At 67.4% G+C, this 17375-nt stretch carries 16 protein-coding genes; 2 read left to right on the forward strand and 14 right to left on the reverse strand.

The window, feature by feature from the left end:
• Window position 1 precedes the first annotated feature (1 nt).
• The 8 genes from ASE61_RS06005 to ASE61_RS06040 all read right to left on the reverse strand — a co-directional run bounded on the left by ASE61_RS06005 (window position 2) and on the right by ASE61_RS06040 (window position 9719).
• Entirely contained in the window at window positions 2-1147 is a 1146-nt protein-coding gene (locus tag ASE61_RS06005; RefSeq protein WP_061965753.1) for an MBL fold metallo-hydrolase, read from the reverse strand.
• A 10-nt stretch (window positions 1148-1157) separates the two neighbouring features.
• Window positions 1158-2249, reverse strand: coding sequence for an ABC transporter ATP-binding protein (locus ASE61_RS06010; protein WP_061965755.1), 1092 nt, complete (start codon window positions 2247-2249; stop codon window positions 1158-1160).
• The gene (locus tag ASE61_RS06015) at window positions 2237-3949 is read right to left on the reverse strand and encodes an ABC transporter permease (protein WP_061965757.1); all 1713 of its coding nucleotides are present in this window, start codon (window positions 3947-3949) and stop codon (window positions 2237-2239) included. The genes ASE61_RS06010 and ASE61_RS06015 overlap by 13 nt, the downstream gene beginning before the upstream one ends.
• A gap of 17 nt (window positions 3950-3966) precedes the next feature.
• Window positions 3967-4974 carry an ABC transporter substrate-binding protein gene (locus ASE61_RS06020; RefSeq protein ID WP_413813525.1) on the reverse strand — a complete coding sequence of 336 codons (1008 nt, stop codon included), beginning with the start codon at window positions 4972-4974 and terminating at the stop codon, window positions 3967-3969.
• A 132-nt stretch (window positions 4975-5106) separates the two neighbouring features.
• Window positions 5107-6342, reverse strand: coding sequence for a dihydrolipoamide acetyltransferase family protein (locus ASE61_RS06025; RefSeq protein ID WP_061965759.1), 1236 nt, complete (start codon window positions 6340-6342; stop codon window positions 5107-5109).
• Window positions 6342-7364, reverse strand: coding sequence for an alpha-ketoacid dehydrogenase subunit beta (locus ASE61_RS06030; RefSeq protein ID WP_061965761.1), 1023 nt, complete (start codon window positions 7362-7364; stop codon window positions 6342-6344). The genes ASE61_RS06025 and ASE61_RS06030 overlap by 1 nt, the downstream gene beginning before the upstream one ends.
• Complete coding sequence (locus ASE61_RS06035; protein WP_061965763.1) at window positions 7354-8355, reverse strand: thiamine pyrophosphate-dependent dehydrogenase E1 component subunit alpha; 1002 nt, start codon at window positions 8353-8355, stop codon at window positions 7354-7356. The genes ASE61_RS06030 and ASE61_RS06035 overlap by 11 nt, the downstream gene beginning before the upstream one ends.
• Window positions 8352-9719: an NAD(P)H-dependent oxidoreductase gene (locus tag ASE61_RS06040; protein ID WP_274532846.1), complete on the reverse strand. Its 1368-nt coding sequence runs from the start codon at window positions 9717-9719 to the stop codon at window positions 8352-8354. The genes ASE61_RS06035 and ASE61_RS06040 overlap by 4 nt, the downstream gene beginning before the upstream one ends.
• 150 nt (window positions 9720-9869) lie before the next feature.
• Between ASE61_RS06040 and ASE61_RS06045 the strand changes: the two genes are divergently transcribed.
• Both ASE61_RS06045 and ASE61_RS06050 read left to right on the forward strand, forming a co-directional pair.
• Window positions 9870-10889: a sugar-binding transcriptional regulator gene (locus ASE61_RS06045; RefSeq protein WP_244492735.1), complete on the forward strand. Its 1020-nt coding sequence runs from the start codon at window positions 9870-9872 to the stop codon at window positions 10887-10889.
• On the forward strand, window positions 10879-11235 hold the full coding sequence (locus ASE61_RS06050; protein ID WP_061965765.1) for a hypothetical protein: 357 nt from the start codon (window positions 10879-10881) through the stop codon (window positions 11233-11235). Before ASE61_RS06045 ends, ASE61_RS06050 begins: the two co-directional genes overlap by 11 nt.
• A gap of 115 nt (window positions 11236-11350) precedes the next feature.
• Here the strand turns inward: ASE61_RS06050 and ASE61_RS06055 are convergent, their stop codons facing one another.
• The 6 genes from ASE61_RS06055 to ASE61_RS06080 all read right to left on the reverse strand — a co-directional run bounded on the left by ASE61_RS06055 (window position 11351) and on the right by ASE61_RS06080 (window position 17241).
• On the reverse strand, window positions 11351-11872 hold the full coding sequence (locus tag ASE61_RS06055; protein ID WP_061965767.1) for a hypothetical protein: 522 nt from the start codon (window positions 11870-11872) through the stop codon (window positions 11351-11353).
• An 11-nt stretch (window positions 11873-11883) separates the two neighbouring features.
• Window positions 11884-12813 (reverse strand): nucleoside hydrolase, encoded by a 930-nt coding sequence (locus ASE61_RS06060; protein WP_061965769.1) that lies wholly within the window; start codon window positions 12811-12813, stop codon window positions 11884-11886.
• Window position 12814: 1 nt separating this feature from the next.
• Window positions 12815-13579 carry an ATP-binding cassette domain-containing protein gene (locus ASE61_RS06065; protein ID WP_061965771.1) on the reverse strand — a complete coding sequence of 255 codons (765 nt, stop codon included), beginning with the start codon at window positions 13577-13579 and terminating at the stop codon, window positions 12815-12817.
• A 135-nt stretch (window positions 13580-13714) separates the two neighbouring features.
• Complete coding sequence (locus tag ASE61_RS06070) at window positions 13715-14659, reverse strand: sugar ABC transporter substrate-binding protein (protein ID WP_061965773.1); 945 nt, start codon at window positions 14657-14659, stop codon at window positions 13715-13717.
• A gap of 38 nt (window positions 14660-14697) precedes the next feature.
• Window positions 14698-15654, reverse strand: a complete 957-nt coding sequence (locus tag ASE61_RS06075) for an ABC transporter permease (protein WP_244492736.1) — start codon at window positions 15652-15654, stop codon at window positions 14698-14700.
• Window positions 15655-15723: 69 nt separating this feature from the next.
• Window positions 15724-17241 carry a xylulokinase gene (locus ASE61_RS06080; RefSeq protein ID WP_061965775.1) on the reverse strand — a complete coding sequence of 506 codons (1518 nt, stop codon included), beginning with the start codon at window positions 17239-17241 and terminating at the stop codon, window positions 15724-15726.
• Window positions 17242-17375: the final 134 nt, after the last annotated feature.

Here is a 17375-nt window from a genome sequence, read left to right on the forward strand (position 1 = left end):
ATCAGATCTCGATGGTATCGCCGGGCTTGAGGCCGGTGACGAGCTTGGGGATGCCGGCAGCCAGCGTGGCAGCGGTCGCGGCATCGCAGGAATGGGCGAGGATGCGGCCGGCGCCACTTGCCGCCGCGATCGCGATGTTCTCGGGCAGTGTCGGATGCGTCGGGAAGCGCAGCCAGTCGGCCTCGCCTGCAGCCAGCATGAGATCGGCCGGGCTGCCCTTGGGAATGCCGCCGGTCAGCAGGACCGGATGCTTCTCGCGGCGGGCCTGTGCGAGCGCGGCTTTGGAGGGCCCCGCGAGCCCCATGCCGTCATCGACGAGCAGTGCGGCGTGCGGCAGAGCCTGCCCCTCTTCCCAGAGCAGCGCCTCGGCGAAGCGCGTCGAGAGGACATCGGCCGCACCGGGCTTCAGCCATGTCGAAGCGGCGATCTGCTGGGCCAGAGCCTCGCGCATCGAGGGATGGATCGCGATCGGGCCCTCGATCAGGCCGATCAACTCGACGGAGCGGCCGGAAAGGGGGGTCGGCAGGACGGTGCCCTGCGGATGGGCCGCGAGCCAGCCCTTGATGGCTGCGCCGCGCTCGATGGCGGGGATGCGGTCGGGGCCGTAAGAGGCATCGATCAGCAAGAGATCGCTGGGCGGCAGGGCGTCCATGGCGAAGACCGGGCTATCCGGCACGACGTCGCCGCAATAGCCGAGCCTACGGCCTCCTGCGCTCAGATGACACCAGATGCCGCCGACGACATGGCCGCTGCGGCCAGTCCGGATGGCGATCGGGCCGAGCGCGAAATCGGTGCCGGGCGCGATGATCTCTGCGGTAGCAGCTTGGGCAAGCGCCCTCTCGTGCGGCGTGGCGTAGGCGGCAAGTGTGGCGTCCGTCTCGGCGACCGATTCCGCGGTCATCAGGATGCGGCCGGAAAAGCCGTTGGCGAGACACCAGCCGAGCGCCGCGACATGATCCTCATGCGCATGGGTGACGATGATCGCGTCGATGCGTTCGAGTTCGGCGCGCGTGATCGCCGGATGGTAGGCGGTGCCCTGTGCGCTGGTGTCGACGCCGACATCGAGCAGAAGACGCGTTCCACCATGTTCGATGCCGACGCAGGTCCGGCCTTTTTCGCCGATCCCGCCATGGACTGTCAGTTTCATGGCGCCGGTCTCACGCAGCCTTGTCCAGGGAGGCGCTCTCCGGGATGATCCAGCCGTCGGTGATGGCGATGCGGATGGCCTCGCCGGCCTGGGCCGGGGCGGGCTCGTTCGCGTCGAGATGCAGGACGATGTCCTGGCTGGCGGCAGGTCGTACCTCCATCCGGAAGAAGCCGCCCTGGTAGGACAGACGCTCGACCGTGGCGGCGAGGCCGCCTTCGCCGGCCGAGGCGATGCCGATGTCGCGGGCGCGCAGGCAGAGTTTCGCCTGACCGGAGATCGCCTGATCGGGCCGGCAGCGCACGATAGCCTCGACGCCGAGCACGCTGACCTTGCAGTGGCCGGCCTGCGGCGAGGAGAGGACGGTCGCCGGCAGCACCATGCCTTCGCCGATGAAGCCGGCGACGGTCACGTTGGCGGGCTCGCGGAACAGCAGCGAGGGCGTGGCGAGCTGGAGCAGGCGGCCGCGATCCATCACGGCGATGCGATCGGCCAGCGCCATCGCCTCGGCCTGGTCATGGGTGATGTAGACCATGGTCGTGCCGGTGCGTTCGTGGAAGCGGGAGAATTCCTCTTCCATCGAGGCGCGCAGGTGCACGTCGAGATTGGCCAGCGGCTCGTCGAGCAGCACCAGCGAAGGCTCGGTGACGAGGCAGCGGGCGAGCGCGACGCGCTGGCGCTGGCCGCCGGAGAGCAGGCCCGGCCGGCGCTCGGCGAAACCGTTCAGGCCGACGAGATCGAGCGCGGCGGCAACGCGCTTGGCTCGCTCGGGATCGCGCACGCCGGCGACGGTCAGGCCATAGGCGACATTCTCCGCCACCGTCATATGCGGCCAGAGCGCATAGGACTGGAAGACGATGCCAAGCTTGCGATGCTCCGGCGGGATATGGGTCTGCGCCGATGAGACGAGCCGGTCGCCGATGCGGATCTGGCCGCCGTCGAGCTTGTCGAAACCGGCGATCTGGCGCAGCAACGTGGTCTTGCCGCAGCCGGAGGGGCCGAGAACCGCGAGGAACTCCCCATCCTCGACCGCGATCGAGACGTCGTCGAGCGCGAGATAGGAACCGAAGCGCTTCTGCGCCCGGTCGATGGTCAGTCGCGCCACGGCAGGACTCCCTGGGGCAGTTTATGGGCGAAGAGGGTGGTGGAGGCCATCAGGCTGATGGTGACGAGCACGGTCACGGCCGCCAGCGCCGAGGCATAGGTGGAATCGCCGCCCTGCTCGAAGGAGAAGACGACGACGCCGAGCGTCTCGGCGCCCGAGGACCAGAGCAAGGCCGAGACGGTGAGCTCGTTGAAGGCGGTCAGGAAGACCAGCAGCGCGCCGGCCACTGCAGCCGGGGCGACCAGCGGGAAGATGATGGTGACGAGCCGGCGCGGCAGGCCGGCGCCGGCGATCTGGGCGGCCTCCTCCAGCGTGCGGTCGATCTGGAGATAGCCGCTGATGACGGGGCGCAAGCCCAGCACGAGGAAGCGGGCGAGATAGGCGAAGACGATGATCCAGACGGTGTTGTAGAGCGAGACGTTCAGCACCGGCAGCGGCTTGAGGAAGAGCAGGATCGCGGCGATGGCCAGCACGACGCCGGGCATAGCGTAGGGCAGTTCCGCTGCCAGATTGAGCAGGCGCAGGGCGCGGGACTTCTTCCAGACGATGAAATAGCCGAGCGGCACGCAGATCAGGACGATCAGGGTGGCCGCACCCGCGGACATCAGGAAGGAATTGACGAAGGCGCGCTTCGAGGCGGCGTGCTCGAACAGGACATAGGCGTAGTTGGCGAGCGTCGCGGTCCCGGCGTTGAGCGGCACGCCGAAGGCGGGGATCAGCGAGGTCGTGAGCAGGCCGAGAAAGGGCAGCGCTAGCACGAGAATGGCGAAGCTCCAGAGCCCGATCTCGACGGGTCGGCGCCAGCGGCCAAGCTCGAAGGGGCGGGCCGCGCTCGAGGTCGTGGTGATCCGGAAGTCGCGGCGGCGCAGCATGAAATCCTGCATCAAGATGCCGATCATCGCGATCAGGCCGATCAGCAAGGAGAGGATCGCGACCTCCGAGAGTACGCCCGGGCCAAGGCCGGCGAGGCGCTGGTAGATCAGCGTCGGCAGGACGAGGAAATTGCCGGGAATGCCGAGAAAGGCGGGAATGCCGAAATTCCCGAGGCAGGAGACGAAACACAGTGCGATGCCGGCGACGAGCGGCGGCGTCATCAGCGGCAGCACGACGGTGCGCAGCACGGTGAGGGGGTGCGCGCCGGCGGCAAGGCCGGCCTCGATCAGCTCCTTCGGCAGGGCGCGCAGGCCGGCGCGCAGGGTCAGGAAGACCAGCGGCGCATATTGCAGGCCGAGCAGCAGGATGATGCCCTCGCGCGAATAGAGCGGGTTGCGGCTGCCGAGCGGCGGCGCCATGCCGATCAGCTTCAGCAGCGTGCTCGATGGCCCGAAGATCTGCAGCCAGGCCAGCGCCGTGACCTGCGGCGCGATCATCAGCGGCAGGACGAAGCAGAAGGTGAAGGCATTGCGGGCGCGAATATCGGTCAGCGTCGCCAGAAGCGCGACGGTGCCGCCGATCAGCGTGGCGAGGATGGTGCCGGCGATGGCGGTGGTGAGGCTGTTCCAGGTCGCCGTCCAGGTCGCCGGGCTCGCCATCACCTTGCCCAGCGCCGTCGCCGAGAGCTGGCCGCCGGGGGCGAGGCCCTCGACGATCAGGCGCCCGATCGGCAGCAGCGAGAGCAGCGCGACGAGGCCGACGAGCCCCCAGAGGAGGCCCGTCTCCTCGACGCGCGTGCGCAGCGTCGCGGGGTCGGCGATAGACATGCGCAACGCTTCCGGGCTCAGTTGCCGAACATCGTGGCGAAGCGAGCCTTGTCGGCCTCCGTCGCCTTGACCACGGCGGCGATATCGGAGGCCATGACGTTGATCTTGGTGCCTTCCGGCAGCCAGGCGGGCGAGCCGATGCTGGGCTTGGCCGGGATGTAGCCCATGGCCAGCGCGAGCTTCTGCCCGTCATCGGAGAGGATGAAGTCGACGAAGGCCTTGGCGGCGGCCTCGTTCTTGGTCGTCTTCACGATGGCGACGGGCTCGGTCACGGCCGGGGCGCCTTCCTTCGGGAAGACGAAGTCGATCGGCGAGCCCTGCTTCTTGGCGTTGTAGGCCATGAAATCGACCAGCACGCCATAGGACTTCTCCCCGGTGGCGACGGCCTTGAGCACGGCGCCGTTGCCGCGCACGGCGACGGCCTCGTTGGCCTTCAGGCCCTCGAACAGCTTCCAGCCGAGATCGGGACGGGCCGTCATGGTCGAGAGCATGATGGCGGCGGCGCCGGAATAGAGCGGGCTCGGCATCGCGATCTGGCCCTTGTAGGCGGGCTTGTCGAGATCGGTCCAGGAGGTCGGCTTCTCCTTGGCGGCGGTGTTGTAGGCGATGCCGGTGGTGATCAGCTTCGAGCCGAAATAGGTCTTGTCGGCGTCGAAGGAACCGGGCTGGAGGCCTTCCGTCTTGGCGCCGGGATAGGCGAGGAGCTGCTTTTGCCCCTTCAGGATCTCCATGCTCGCGGCGTCGGCGATCAGCAGCACGTCGGCGCCGGGCTGGCCGGCCGAGATCTCGGCGGCGAGCTTGCCCATCACCTCGGTCGTGCCGGAGCGGAAGATATCGACCTCGACATTGGGATAGGCTTTCTTGAAGGCGGCGACGGTCTGGGCCGCGTCCTTCTCGGGCTGCGAGGTGTAGAGCACGAGCTTGCCCGAGGGCGCCTGTGCGAAGGCGGGCGCGGCGGCGAGCAGGGCAGCGGCAGCCGTCATCATCAGGCCGTGCCGGGTAAAGTGGCGTCGTGTCAGGGTCATGGTTTCATCTCCTCCGTTGTCGCGATGCCGACCTTTACGCCAAATGCGCCGGCCGATCTTCGTGTCTGGTCGTCATGTCAGGTCGTCTCTGGCCGGTCATCCGCAATGCGGCGCGACCGGCGGCATTATCCTTCACAGGAGCAGCTCGGGGTTTTCAAGGGCCTCGCGCAGATCGGCCATGAAACGGGCTGCCGCGACGCCGTCGACGATGCGATGATCCGAGGACAGCGTGAAGTTCGCCATCGGCCGGAGCACGATCTGGCCCTCGCGCCCGACCGGTTTGTCGACGGTGCGGCCGACGGCGAGGATCGCGCCCTGCGGCGGGTTGATGATCGCGGTGAACGAGTCGACGCCGTACATGCCGAGATTGGAGATGGTGAAGGTGCCGCCGCCGAGCTCGGCCGGGGTCAGCGCGCGCTTGGCCATGCCCTCGCGCAGCCTCGCGAACTCGCGGGTCATGGCGGGCATGTCCATGCTGCCGGCATCGCGCAGCACGGGCACCACGAGGTCGCCGTCGCGCTCCATGGCGATGCCGATATCGATGCGCTCGTGGAAGCGGGTCGCCTCGCCTTCGGCCGAGGCATTGATGACCGGGTGGTCGCGCAGGATGCGGGCGGCGACGCGGGCGATCAGCACGGTGAGGCTGGGCTTGGGCGCGCCGATGCGCTCGTGACGTTTGGCGAGGCGGCCAAGCAGGTCGCGCGCGGCGCTCATCTCGATCTCGGACGTCAGATAGAAATGCGGCGCGGTACGCATGCTCTCGGAGAGCCGGTTCGCGACGATGCGGCGGATCGCCGAGAAGGGCTGCAGGCGGCCCTCGGAAGCAATCGCCGAGGCGGCCGGCGCGGGGCGGGCCTCCTGTGCCGAAGCGCAGCGCGGCCGCTGCTCCAGATGGCGCTTCACGTCGGATTCCCCGATGCGTCCGCGCGGGCCGGTGCCGGTCACGGTCTTGAGGTCGAGTGCGTTCTGGCGGGCGATGCGGCGGGCGAGCGGGGTCGCGCGCAGGCCTGACGAGGCGGGTGCAGCCGCAATCACCGGAGCGGCCGGCGCCTCTGATTTCGAAACGGATGTGGCAGCCGCCACGGTAGCCGCAGCGGCTGCCGGCTCGGACGGTGTGGTGGCGGCCTCACCGTCGAGGTAGATCCACGCAACGGGGGTTCCCACCGAGATCGGTACGCCGGTCTCGGTCTTGATGTTCCGGATCGCGCCGCTGGCGGGGGCCTCGACCTCCATCACGGCCTTGTTGGTGCCGATCTCGAAGATCGTATCGCCCTGGCTGACCCGGTCGCCTTCCTTGACATGCCAGGCCTCGATCGTGCCCGTCTCCATGTCCATGTCGACCTTGGGAAGGATGACCTCGACCGGCATCAGGCTTCCCCGCGGCGGACGAGATTGGTGGCGGCGGTGACGATGTCGTCCTCCTGCGGGACGGCCGCCTTCTCCAGAACCGGATTGTAGGGGATCGGCGAATCCGCGCCGCCCAACCGGATGATCGGCGCATCCAAGAAGTCGAAGACCTCGCTCTCGGCGATCATCGCCGAAATCTCGGCGCCGATGCCCATGGTCTTCACGCCCTCGTAGACGACCAGCAGGCGATGCGTCTTGCGGACGCTTTCGGCGATGGTGGTGAAGTCGATCGGGCGGATCGAGCGCAGGTCGATAACCTCGGCGGAGATGCCGTCTGCGGCCAGACGCTCGGCGGCGGCTTCCGCCTTGCGGGCCATGATCGAGGAGCCCACGATGGTGAGGTCCGTGCCCTCGCGGCGAATCGCGGCCTTGCCGATCGGCACGCGATAGGCCTCGGCCGGGACGTGGCCCTTGGTCTTGTAAAGCAGCTTGTGCTCGAAGATTAGCACTGGGTTGGGGTCGTCGATCGCAGCGAGCAGCATGCCCTTGGCGTCATGCGGCGTGCTCGGCTGGAGAACCTTCAGGCCGGGAACATGGGCGAACCAGGCTTCGAGGCTCTGGCTGTGCTGGGCGGCGGCGCCTGTGCCCGAGCCGCCGGGCAGGCGTACGACCATCGGCACGCTCGCCTTGCCGCCGAACATGAAGCGGATTTTTGCCGCCTGATTGACGAGCTGCTCCATGGCGAGCGTGACAAAATCCGAGAACTGGATCTCCAGCACCGGCCGCATGCCGGTGATCGCGGCGCCGACCGCCGCGCCGGCGATGCCGAGCTCGCTGATCGGGGTGTCGATCACGCGCTCCTTGCCGAAGCGGTGGACGAGATCGCCGGAGACGCCGAAGGCGCCGCCATAGACGCCGACATCCTCGCCGAAGAGGAAGACGCGCTCGTCGGCCTCCATCGCCTGACCGAGCGCCTCGCGCACGGCCTCGGCATAGGAGAGCTCGCGGATCTCGCTCACAGCTTCGAGCGTGTCAGAGGGCATAGACGTCACGGGTCAGGTCTTTCGGATCGGGGTCCGGGCAGGCGCGTGCGAATTCGACGGCGGCGTCGATGTCGCGCTGGGCATCCTCTTCGAGCTTCATCAGCGTGGCCGCTTCGAAGCGGTCATGCGCCTTGAGTTCATCCTCCAGCCGCCGGATCGGGTCCTGGTTGCGCCACTCCTCGATCTCTTCCTTGGAGCGATAGAGATTGCGGTCGCTCTTGGAATGGCCGCGCCAGCGATAGGTCTTGCACTCGATCAGCGAGGGGCCTTCGCCGGAGCGGGCGCGTGCGATCGCGACCTTCGCGACGGCTGCGACGCCGGCGAGGTCGTTACCATCCAGGCAGTGGCCGGGCATGCCGTAGGCGCTCGCGCGGTCAGCGACGTTCGCCACCGCCATGGCGCGGCCGATATCCATCGACATGCCGTATTTGTTGTTCTCGCAGACGAAGACGACCGGCAGCTTCCAGATCGAGGCCATGTTGAGCGCCTCGTGGAAGGCGCCCTCGTTCGAGGCGCCGTCGCCGAAGAAGACCATGCAGACCCGGCCGTTCTTCTGCGCCTTGATGCTCATGCCGACCCCGACGGCGATCGGCAGGCCGCCGCCGACGATGCCGTTGGCGCCGAGATTGCCGCCCTCGACATCGGCGATATGCATCGAGCCGCCGCGACCCTTGCAGTAGCCGGTTTCCTTGCCGAAGAATTCGGCGAACATCAGCTTCGGCTCGGCCCCGCGGGCGATGCAGTGGCCATGGCCGCGATGAGTCGAGAGGATGTAGTCATGGGCCTCGAGCGGCAGTGTCGTGCCGACGGCGCTCGCCTCCTGGCCGATCGAGAGATGCATCGTGCCGTGGATCAGGCCGCGCATATAGCTCGCCTCGGCGGCCTCCTCGAACTTGCGGATCAGGTGCATGCGGGTCAGCGCCTGCGCCACCGTCGCGTCGTCGAGCGCGGCGAGTTCCGGCCGCTGGTTCGGCTTCTGGTCAGCGCTCATGAATGGGCTCCGGAGGTCAGCGCGGCGATCATCGCGTCCTGGGCGCGGCGCACCTCGACGATCTTCAGCCGTTCGTCGGGCGTGGCGTCGGCCAGCGTGATGAGTTCGCCCTTGCGGACGGGGCGCGTCATGGTCGCGCCCTGGGCAAGCCCGATCGGCAGGGCCTTGCGGGCCTGTGCATCGGCGCGGGAGAGGGCGAAGCCGCGATAGCCGTACTCGCCGATGGCATCGAGCGTCTCGCCGGCCGCGAGATCGCGCTTGGCGACGCAGCCGACCTCGGAGGTCGGCACCGGCAGCGGGCGCATATGGCTCTGGTTGAAGATGACGGCGGCAGCGGCCGAGAGCGGGACTTCCAGACTCGTCAGGTGATAGGGCCGGAAGAAGGAGTAGTAGGGGCCGGGGCCGAGATGCAGGTCGCTCATCCGCTCGCGCACGCGGGGATGGCGCATCTCCGCGACGGCAAAGACGCCGGGCGCGACGCCCTTGGCCACCGAGAAATCGACGACGCCCTTCTGCGAGAGCAGGCCGCCTTCCTCCTTTGGGCAGAAGTAGTTCTGCAATTCGTCCTTCGGCGCGGCCGGACCGTGCATGCCGGGGATATCCGGCACGAAGCCGCAGGCATTGGCGATGGCGACCATCTCGACCATCGTCTTCGAGCCGTCGACGAACTCGACGAGCATGCGCGGGTTCATGTTCCGGCGGGTGGCTTCCTCGACATAATCGGCCGGCACGGCGTCGATGCGGAACGGGTTGTTCTTGCCCTTGCCCGCGGCGACAACCGGATAGCCCATGGCGCGGACGAAATTGATCAGTTCCATCGCGGCGGCAGGCTCGTCGCCGGCGCCGAGCGTGTAGACGACGCCGGCCTTGGCGGCCTCGACCGCGAGATAGGAACCGATGGTGATGTCGGCCTCGACATTCATCATCACGATATGCTTGCGCGCGGCGATGGCGGTCAGCGCGACGCGCGATCCGGCTTCCGGGTTGCCGGTGGCGTCGATGATGACGTCGACATGCGGCGAGCGGCAGATCAGGTCGAGCGAGGTCGTGGCGGCGATGCGGCCCTTGCGGCGAGCGCTATCGAGACCGGCCTCGTCAGCGACGGTGTCGACATCGCCCTTGCGCCCGGCGAGCGCTGCGGCCTCGGACACGCGATCCGGCGCGATATCGGCGACGGCGGCGATCTCGATGCCGGTCATCTGGGAGATCTGGACGACGATATCGGTGCCCATCTGGCCGGCGCCGATCAGGCCGACGCGGACCGGCTTGCCAGCCCTGGCACGCAGTTCGAGGGCTTCGGCCAGGGACAGGCCGGCGACGGGCGCGCCCAAAGGCGGCTGCGGCTGGATCGCGGCCATCGTCATGTCTCTCCCTAGGACATATGTTCTTATGAAGGAACAAAAGGACATGTCATTCGTCCTGTCAAGCGCACAGATGTTCAAACGGGTTGCCTTGGACCACGCGATGCGGTGATGCTGGCGCAAGCGCCCGCAATGGCGCGGCAGGGAGCGCTCGTGGAAGACGCATTCGGAGCAGGACAGATCCAGGGCGAGGTGCCGGTCGCGGAGGCAAAAGTCCGGGCGGCATGGCTCTACTATGTCGAGGGCCTGACCCAGGAGCAGATCGCCGAAGCGCTCGGCTTGAGCCGGATCAAGGTGATCCGCATGCTGGCGGCGGCGCGCTCCGAAGGGCTGGTCAAGATCAGGATCGATGCGCGCTCGGCCCGGCAGGCGGGCCTGGAGCGTGGTCTCGTCACCGCTTTCGGCCTGAAGGAGGCGGTGGTGGTGCCGGCGGCGCGCGATGCGGCCAGCGTCTCGGCGCTGGTCGGCTATGCCGCGGGTCTCTGGCTCTCCGACAAGCTGACCGACAACATGTCACTGGCGGTGGGCTGGGGACAGACCCTGCATCTGGCGCTCCGTGGCATGCAGCCGCGTCAGGTCGAGGCGATGTCGGTGGTCTCGCTGCTGGGCGGGCTCACCCATTCGCGCAGCATCAATCCTTCGGCCGTGGCGCGCCGCGTCGCCGACATGTTCGGGGCCGATTGCTTCCAGTTGACCGCGCCGGTCTTCGTCTCGAATGCCGAGATTCGCGATGCGCTCTGGCGCGAACCGACCTTGCGGGACCTGCTCGACCGGGCCCGGGCGGCCGATATCGCGCTGGTCAGCGTCGGCGATCTCGTCCCCGATTCGACACTGTTCCGCGAGGGGCTTCTGCCGCAATCGGATCTGGCCGGTTTGAAGAAAGCCGGCGCGGTCGGCGACCTCGTCTGCCATTTCATCGATGCCGAGGGCGAATTGGTGGACCATCCCGTGAACCGGCGTATCATGGCGGTGAGCCCGGCCGATCTCAGGGGCATCGGCCTCGTCGCGATCGCGGCCGGCGGCGCCCATAAGGAACATGCGATCCGCGCGGCCCTGCGGGCGAGCGCGGCGAAGGTGCTGATCACGGATGAAGGCGCTGCCGAGGCCCTGCTGGCCGGCGGCGCGAAACAAGCGGCAGAGGGAGCCGAACGGGAGACACGCCATGGCCAATAATTTCGAGCAGTTCGCGCGCAACTCCCTGCAGTTCCGGCCGTCCGACATCCGCCTGATGCTGGAGCGGGTGCATTCCCATGTCGTGAAGCCGCGCATGTCGGCTGAGGAATTGCTGGAGGTCGTGCAGGGCCTCGGTTTCACAACCGTCGAGGCCTTCGGCGACCAGATCGGGCTGGAGCGGCGGACCTCGGAGAGCTGGGCGCGCTACGGGCTGTCGCGCGATGCGGCGCAGTTGCTGCTGGCGCTGTTGAACTATCGCCAGCGCCTGCTCGACGCGATGGACGATTTCGAGAAGACGACTCAGATCCCGCTGGACGGGTTCTTCGAGAACCAGCAGCTGCCTTGAGCCGATCCTCGCGTCATGGTCGGGCCTGTCCCGACCATCCACGTCTTCATCAATGCAATGCCGTGTTCAAGGCGTGGATACTCGCCACAAGGGCGAGCATGACGGGGAGCTCGATCTAGCGGCAGAAATCGGCGCAGCCGGCTTCCCAGAATGCTTTGCCGGATTCAAGCGCCGGCACGGAAGGCCTCGGCTTGCGGCCGGGCAGGTCGGCCGGGACCGGCTTCACCTGTTCCCACCAGCCATGGGCGCATTGCGAGCGGAAGGCCATCTGGTCGGAGATCGAGGTGCCCTCCTGCTCCAGAACCTTGTCGAGCGCTGCGCAGGTTTCGCGCAGGCGCGTGTCATGGGCGTCGCTCGGATCGTTGGCGTAGTCGTGGAAGGCCTCGGTGAAGCTCTCCATCTCGCGGGCGATATGGGGCCAATCGGAGCGCCCGAGATTCCAGGCATCCATCCATTCGTGCACGACGGTTTCGACCGCCTCGGCTTTCGGCTTGTCCCTGACCTTGCGGGCCGTGGTCAGCATGTGGCGCATCAGTTCGGCGCGGGCATGGGCATGGCGGGCGCGCAGGGCCGCCTCCTGCATCTGCGCGATGGCTTCCGCCGCTTCCTGCTGCAGCGCTTCGACGAAATGCGGCATGGTTTGGTCTTTCAAGGCAGTGTGGCGAGGCGTTCGATCATCCGCTCGAACAGGTCATGGGCTTTCACGGCCGAGACGACATGGGCGTTGGGCTCGCGCCTGAGGCGGCCGTTCCAGTCGATCGTGGTGCGCCCGCGCAAGGGGCCGTCGCCGGTCTCGACCGCGACGAAGCAGTCGCGGCCGTCGAACAATTCCGGCCAGAGCAGGAAGGCGATGACGCAGGGGTCGTGCATCGGGTGGCCGTTCGAGCCGAGCCCGCCCGGACGCGGGCGCGTCAGCATGCCGTGAACGGCCTCGCCCGTGGCGTTGCCGAGCGCGCCGATGCGGGCGATCTGATCATGGCTGGCGATAGCCTGGAGCGTGACGCCGAGGCCGAACATCACGATCGGCCGGCCGCAGCCGAAAACGACCGCAGCCGCATGCGGGTCGACATGGGTGTTGAATTCGGCGGCGGGCGTGATGTTGCCGAGGCCGATGGCTCCGCCCATCAGCACGATGCGCCTGATTTTCGGGAGGATATCGGGCGCCAGCCGGAAGGCGAGGGCCAGATTGGTCAGCGGCCCGAGTGGGCAAAGCGTGATGCCATTCGCAGGCACAGCGCGGCAGATGTCGATGATCGCCTGCACGGCATGACCCGGAGCAGCCTCGCTCTTTGGCTGGGGCAGGTCAGCGCCATCCAGCCCGTCCGGGCCGCAGACGAACTCAGCGGTTTCGAGCGGAAAGACCAGTGGGCCTTCGGCGCCGCGATAGACCGGAATATCTCCGCGTTGACCAAGATCGCGGATGCGCAGGGCATTCGCGGTGGTCTGCGCGACCGGGACATTGCCGGCGACCGTGGTAATCGCCCTGAGATCGATCTGCTCGGCGCTGGCGAAGGCGAGGAGCAGGGCGACGGCGTCGTCCTGGCCAGGATCGGTGTCGATGATGATGGTCTCGCGCATCTCAGGCCGCCTTGGCGTTTCCGGCCATGATCATATGGGCGATGTCGTCGGCGGTGAGATCGTCGAGCGGCCGGTCGACATATTTGCGGCCAGCACCCATGATCACGACGCGGTCGGCCAGCGCCACGACGTCGCGCATGTTGTGGCTGATCAGGATGACGGTGCGTCCGTCCGCCTTGAGCTTGCGGATGAGATCGAGGACGAGCGCGCTTTCCTTGACGCCGAGCGCGGCGGTCGGCTCGTCCATGATGATGATCTCGGCGTTCCAGCGCAGTGCGCGCGAGATCGCGACGGCCTGGCGCTGGCCGCCCGAGAGGCGCTCGACCGGCCGGGTCATATCGGTGACGGCGGCGGAGAGCTGCGAGAGATAGCGCTGCGATTCCGCGATCATCCTCTTCTTGTCGAGGATGCGCAGGAAGGGCAGCAGGACGGGCTTGGTCAATTCCGAACCCATGAAGACGTTCTGGGCGATGGAGAGGCGCGGGGCGAGCGCGAGATCCTGGTAGATTGTCGCGACGCCATTCTCCAGCGCGTCATGCGGCGAGGCGAAGCTGACCGGCCTGCCGCGCAGGCTGATCGTGCCGGTGGTGGCTTCCTCGGCGCCGGAGATCACCTTGATCAGGCTCGACTTGCCAGCGCCATTGTCACCGCACAGCGCCACGACCTCGCCCTTGAAGATGTCGAGATCGACATCGCGGACGGCGACGACCGGGCCATAGGCCTTGCCGATGCCGCGCAGCGAGAGGAGGGGGGTGGGGTGGGTCATGGGTTATCCAGGCGATTGCAAAGCGATTTGCCGTCATTCTCGGGCGAAGCGTAGCGAAGACCCGGGAATCTCATAACCAGAAGACACTGGTTTCCGAGATACTCGGGTCGAGCCCGAGCATGACGGCCTGCACGCTCACTTCTTCAGGAACTGCTGGACGTTGTTCTTGTCGACCAGCACGGCTTCCGTGAAGAGATAGGGACCCGAGGTGATGCTCTCCTTCGGCTTCTTCTCGACGACGATCGCCTGGATCGCATCGACCGCCTGCTTGCCCATCTCGTCGAACGGAACGGCCACGGTCGCCATGAAGGTCGAGTTCGGATCGGCGATGCGCTCGTAGCTTTCCTGGCCGCCATCGACCGAGACGAGCGGGATCTGGCCCTTCTTCACCCCTTGAGCCTGCAGCAGGTCGTCGATGATGTAGGCCTGGCCGTCGAAGGAGGCCCAGATGCCGTTGATCTTGCCCTGGTTCTGCAGCAGCAGCGCCTGCATGCCGGCGCGGACGTCGTCGCGCCAGCTCTGGGTACGGGCCATCGAGAACTTGCCGAGCTCCTTCACCGCCTGGTTCTCGGCGAGGACGGCGTCGAGCAGACGCCCGCGGATGCGCGAGGCGACGTTGAGGTCGAAACGGGCCGAGACGATGTTGCCCTGGTAGCCGAGCTGGCCGAGCAGGTAGAGCGCGGCATCGGCACCGACCTTGTACTCGTTGGTCTGGATGTCGAAGAGCGCATGCGGGCTTGAGCCCGATTGCACGGTGATGACCGGGATCTTGGCGTCCTTGGCCGCCTTGAACTGCGCATCGGCCTCGACCGGCTTGCCCATGGCGATGATGATGGCGTCGACCTTCTTGGCGATCAGCGCGTCGAACTGCTCGGCATGCTTCGGCAGCGCGCCTTCCGAGTTCAGCAGCGTGACGTTCCAGCCCTTGGCCTTGGCGGCGGCGGCAGCCGCATTGGCGACGCGGGCATGCGTTTCCGATGTAAACTGGAAGCCGATGATGCCGAGCTCGAAGGCCTGAGCCGATTGGCCGAGCGCGACGAGCGCGGCGGCAGCGACCAGCAATTTCCTGAAACCGAACATGAAACCCACTCCCCTCATTCTGCTTGTCGTTGTCGCGATCAGACCTTGAACGCTGCCTTCTTCATCGCGCTGGCCGAGAAGGCGACCGAGCCGATGATGATCGCGCCGAGCACGATGTCCTGGATGTAATAGGGCGCGCCCATCAGCACCAAGCCGTTGCCGAGCACCTTGAGCACCAGCGCCGCAAAGACCGTGCCGGGGATGTTCGGCTTGCCGGGCTCGAACATGGTCATGCCGAGCAGCACGGCGGCGATGGCATAAAGCAGGTAGTCGCCCGCCATGTTCGGCGCTGCCGAGGACAGGTTGGCGGCGAGCAGCATGGCCATGAGGCCGGCGAAGACGCCGGAGAGCAGGAGGCCGATGCGCTTCATCCGTGCGGTGGCGATGCCGGCGAGCCGCGCGGCCTCGTCCGCCTCGCCGGTCGCGACCATATGCGCGCCGGTCCGGGTCCATTTGACGAGGCCGTAGGCGAAGAGCGTGGCGCCCGCCATCCAGAGCACGAGGTTGGGGATGCCGAAGGAGTAGCCGCGGGCGAGCCCGGTGAAGCCGACCGGCCAGCGCCCGACGAAGGCGACGCCCTGCGTGATCATGAAGGCGAAGCCCTTGGCGATCGCCGCGGTGCCCAGCGTCATGATCAGCGAGGGGATGCGCAGGACGGTGACGCCGTAGCCGTTGAGCGAGCCCAGCACGATGCCGACGCCAATCGCGGCGCTCACCGCGACGGCCGGAGGATATTGGGCATGGACCAGCCAGCCGCAGACGACAGCCGCGAGGCTCGCCATTTCCGCGACGGAGAGATCGAGTTCGGCCACGGTGAAGGCCAGCGCGAAGCCGAGCGCGAGGATGGCGAGGAAGCTCGTATCCTTCAGCACGTTGATGATGTTCATCGTGCTGGCGAAGTTCGGCGCGAAGATCAGGAAGAACAGGATCAGCGTGAGGCCGGCGAGCGCCGTGCCGTAGCGTCCGATCAGTTCGCGCGGGTCGATGCGGCCCAAGCTCAGCTTCCCTTCTTCGCGATCATCAGCGCCGACGCCCTGCTTCGAATCGCCGGCATGAAGCGTCCTTTACGTGGCGCTTGTCGCGTTGGCGAGGCCGGGCAGCGCGGCCGTGTTCTGCGCCAATGCGACGAGATCGGCCGAGATCGGGGCCAGCGCCGCTTCGCTCTGCCGATAGAGCGCATAGAGCGCGTTATAGGCCGGGCGGCGGGCCGGGTCGGGCGCATAGCAGCGGGCGATGGTCACGAGGGCATCCTGCGCGGCCTCCAGCGAGGTGAAGCGGCCGAGGCCGGTCCAGGCGATGATCGCCGCACCGAGCAGGCCAGGCTCTCTCGCCGTGCCGACCGCAATCGGGCGGCCGCAGATATCGGCCTTGACCTGCGCCCAGACCGGATTGGCGGCCGCGCCGCCGCCGAAGCGGATCTCGTCGACGCGGGTGTCGAGTGCCCGTTCCGCCCGTTCCAGCACGAGCCGGTTCAGGCAGGCGACGCCTTCGAGCACGGCATAGGCGAGATCGGTCGGGCCGTGCCGGCGGCCAAGCCCGATGAAAGCGCCGCGCAGGTTCGGGTCCCAATAAGGCACGCGCTCGCCCTGCAGATAGGGCAGGAAGATCAGCGGCTGCGAGTGGCGCGGACCTGCGAGAAGGCGCTCGATCGTCTCGCCGACAGGGCCTTGCCCACCGAGCAGGCCGGCGAGCCAGGCGGCGGTGTCGGCGCCGTTCTGGCTCGGGCCGCCGAGATGCCAGAGGCCGCGCCAGTCGACGGAGATGAGCCCCTCGGCCTCCGCCTGATCGGGACCGAGCACGCCGAGCACTTCGGTGGTACCGGAGATGTTGTAGGCATAGCCCGGCCGCAGCGCACCGAGCCCCGCGACGGCCGCCCAGGTATCGTTGCAGCCGCAGAAGACGGGGATGCCGGCGAGCCTGTCGAAGGGGGCGGGCAGGCCGGTGATGACGGAGCCGACGATATCGATGGGTTCGAGGATCGCCGGAATGACGCTTGGCGAGAGACCCACTGCTTCAAATGCCGAGTGGCCATCGACGCTTTCAGTGCAAGCGATCAACCGCGCCAGCGAAACCGGGTCGCTCGCCTTCTGGCCGGTCAGTCGGAAATTCAGGTAGTCCTTGGGTTCCAGCACGCCGGCGAGCGCGCGGGCGTGCTCAGGCTCGTTCTCGACCAGCCAGGCGAGGCGCGCGAGCGGGTGAAAGGCGTTGATCCGTCCGGCTTCAGGATGATCGGGCAGCCTCTCGCGCAGGCGAGCGGCGATGTGGTCGGTGCGCGCGTCCTTCCAGGTCATGGCCGGGCGCAATTCCTGCCCTTGATGGCCGAGGAAGACCTGCGTCCGGGTCACGCCGCAAATCGCGATGCCCTGGACGCTTGCGAACAGGTCTGGTGCTTGTTCGGCGAGCTTGGCGGCAGCCTCGAGCAGCTGTGTCCACCATGCCGTAGCCCAGACTTCCGAGTGGTCGAGATGGTCGTTCAAAGCGGGGCCGGGAACGGCATGCTCCGCTCTCGTCACACCATGCTCATCGATCAGCGCGGCGCGAAAGCTGCTGCCGCCGAGATCGCAGGCGAGGACGACATTCATCGGGGGCATCTGGACAGCAACATAGGCGTCGTTCCGGACAAGCCGCGAAGCGGCGCCGATCCGGAATCCATCATGGGGCTCCGCGCTCTACGATGGATTCCGGGTCAAGCCCGGAATGACGGCGTTTCATCATT

The sequence above is a fragment of the Allobosea sp. Root670 genome (assembly GCF_001429415.1).
Classification (GTDB): domain Bacteria; phylum Pseudomonadota; class Alphaproteobacteria; order Rhizobiales; family Beijerinckiaceae; genus Allobosea; species Allobosea robiniae.

Excerpts from the sequence above, each read along its gene's own strand:
- ASE61_RS06030 (WP_061965761.1), bottom strand. The coding sequence starts at position 7,364 with ATGCCCTCTGACACGCTCGAAGCTGTGAGCGAGATCCGCGAGCTCTCC.
- ASE61_RS06020 (WP_413813525.1), bottom strand. The coding sequence starts at position 4,974 with ATGACCCTGACACGACGCCACTTTACCCGGCACGGCCTGATGATGACG.
- ASE61_RS06025 (WP_061965759.1), bottom strand. The coding sequence starts at position 6,342 with ATGCCGGTCGAGGTCATCCTTCCCAAGGTCGACATGGACATGGAGACG.
- ASE61_RS06065 (WP_061965771.1), bottom strand. The coding sequence starts at position 13,579 with ATGACCCACCCCACCCCCCTCCTCTCGCTGCGCGGCATCGGCAAGGCC.
- ASE61_RS06070 (WP_061965773.1), bottom strand. The coding sequence starts at position 14,659 with ATGTTCGGTTTCAGGAAATTGCTGGTCGCTGCCGCCGCGCTCGTCGCG.
- ASE61_RS06015 (WP_061965757.1), bottom strand. The coding sequence starts at position 3,949 with ATGTCTATCGCCGACCCCGCGACGCTGCGCACGCGCGTCGAGGAGACG.
- ASE61_RS06055 (WP_061965767.1), bottom strand. The coding sequence starts at position 11,872 with ATGCCGCATTTCGTCGAAGCGCTGCAGCAGGAAGCGGCGGAAGCCATC.
- ASE61_RS06035 (WP_061965763.1), bottom strand. The coding sequence starts at position 8,355 with ATGAGCGCTGACCAGAAGCCGAACCAGCGGCCGGAACTCGCCGCGCTC.
- ASE61_RS06080 (WP_061965775.1), bottom strand. The coding sequence starts at position 17,241 with ATGAATGTCGTCCTCGCCTGCGATCTCGGCGGCAGCAGCTTTCGCGCC.
- ASE61_RS06040 (WP_274532846.1), bottom strand. The coding sequence starts at position 9,719 with ATGACGATGGCCGCGATCCAGCCGCAGCCGCCTTTGGGCGCGCCCGTC.
- ASE61_RS06060 (WP_061965769.1), bottom strand. The coding sequence starts at position 12,813 with ATGCGCGAGACCATCATCATCGACACCGATCCTGGCCAGGACGACGCC.
- ASE61_RS06050 (WP_061965765.1), top strand. The coding sequence starts at position 10,879 with ATGGCCAATAATTTCGAGCAGTTCGCGCGCAACTCCCTGCAGTTCCGG.
- ASE61_RS06005 (WP_061965753.1), bottom strand. The coding sequence starts at position 1,147 with ATGAAACTGACAGTCCATGGCGGGATCGGCGAAAAAGGCCGGACCTGC.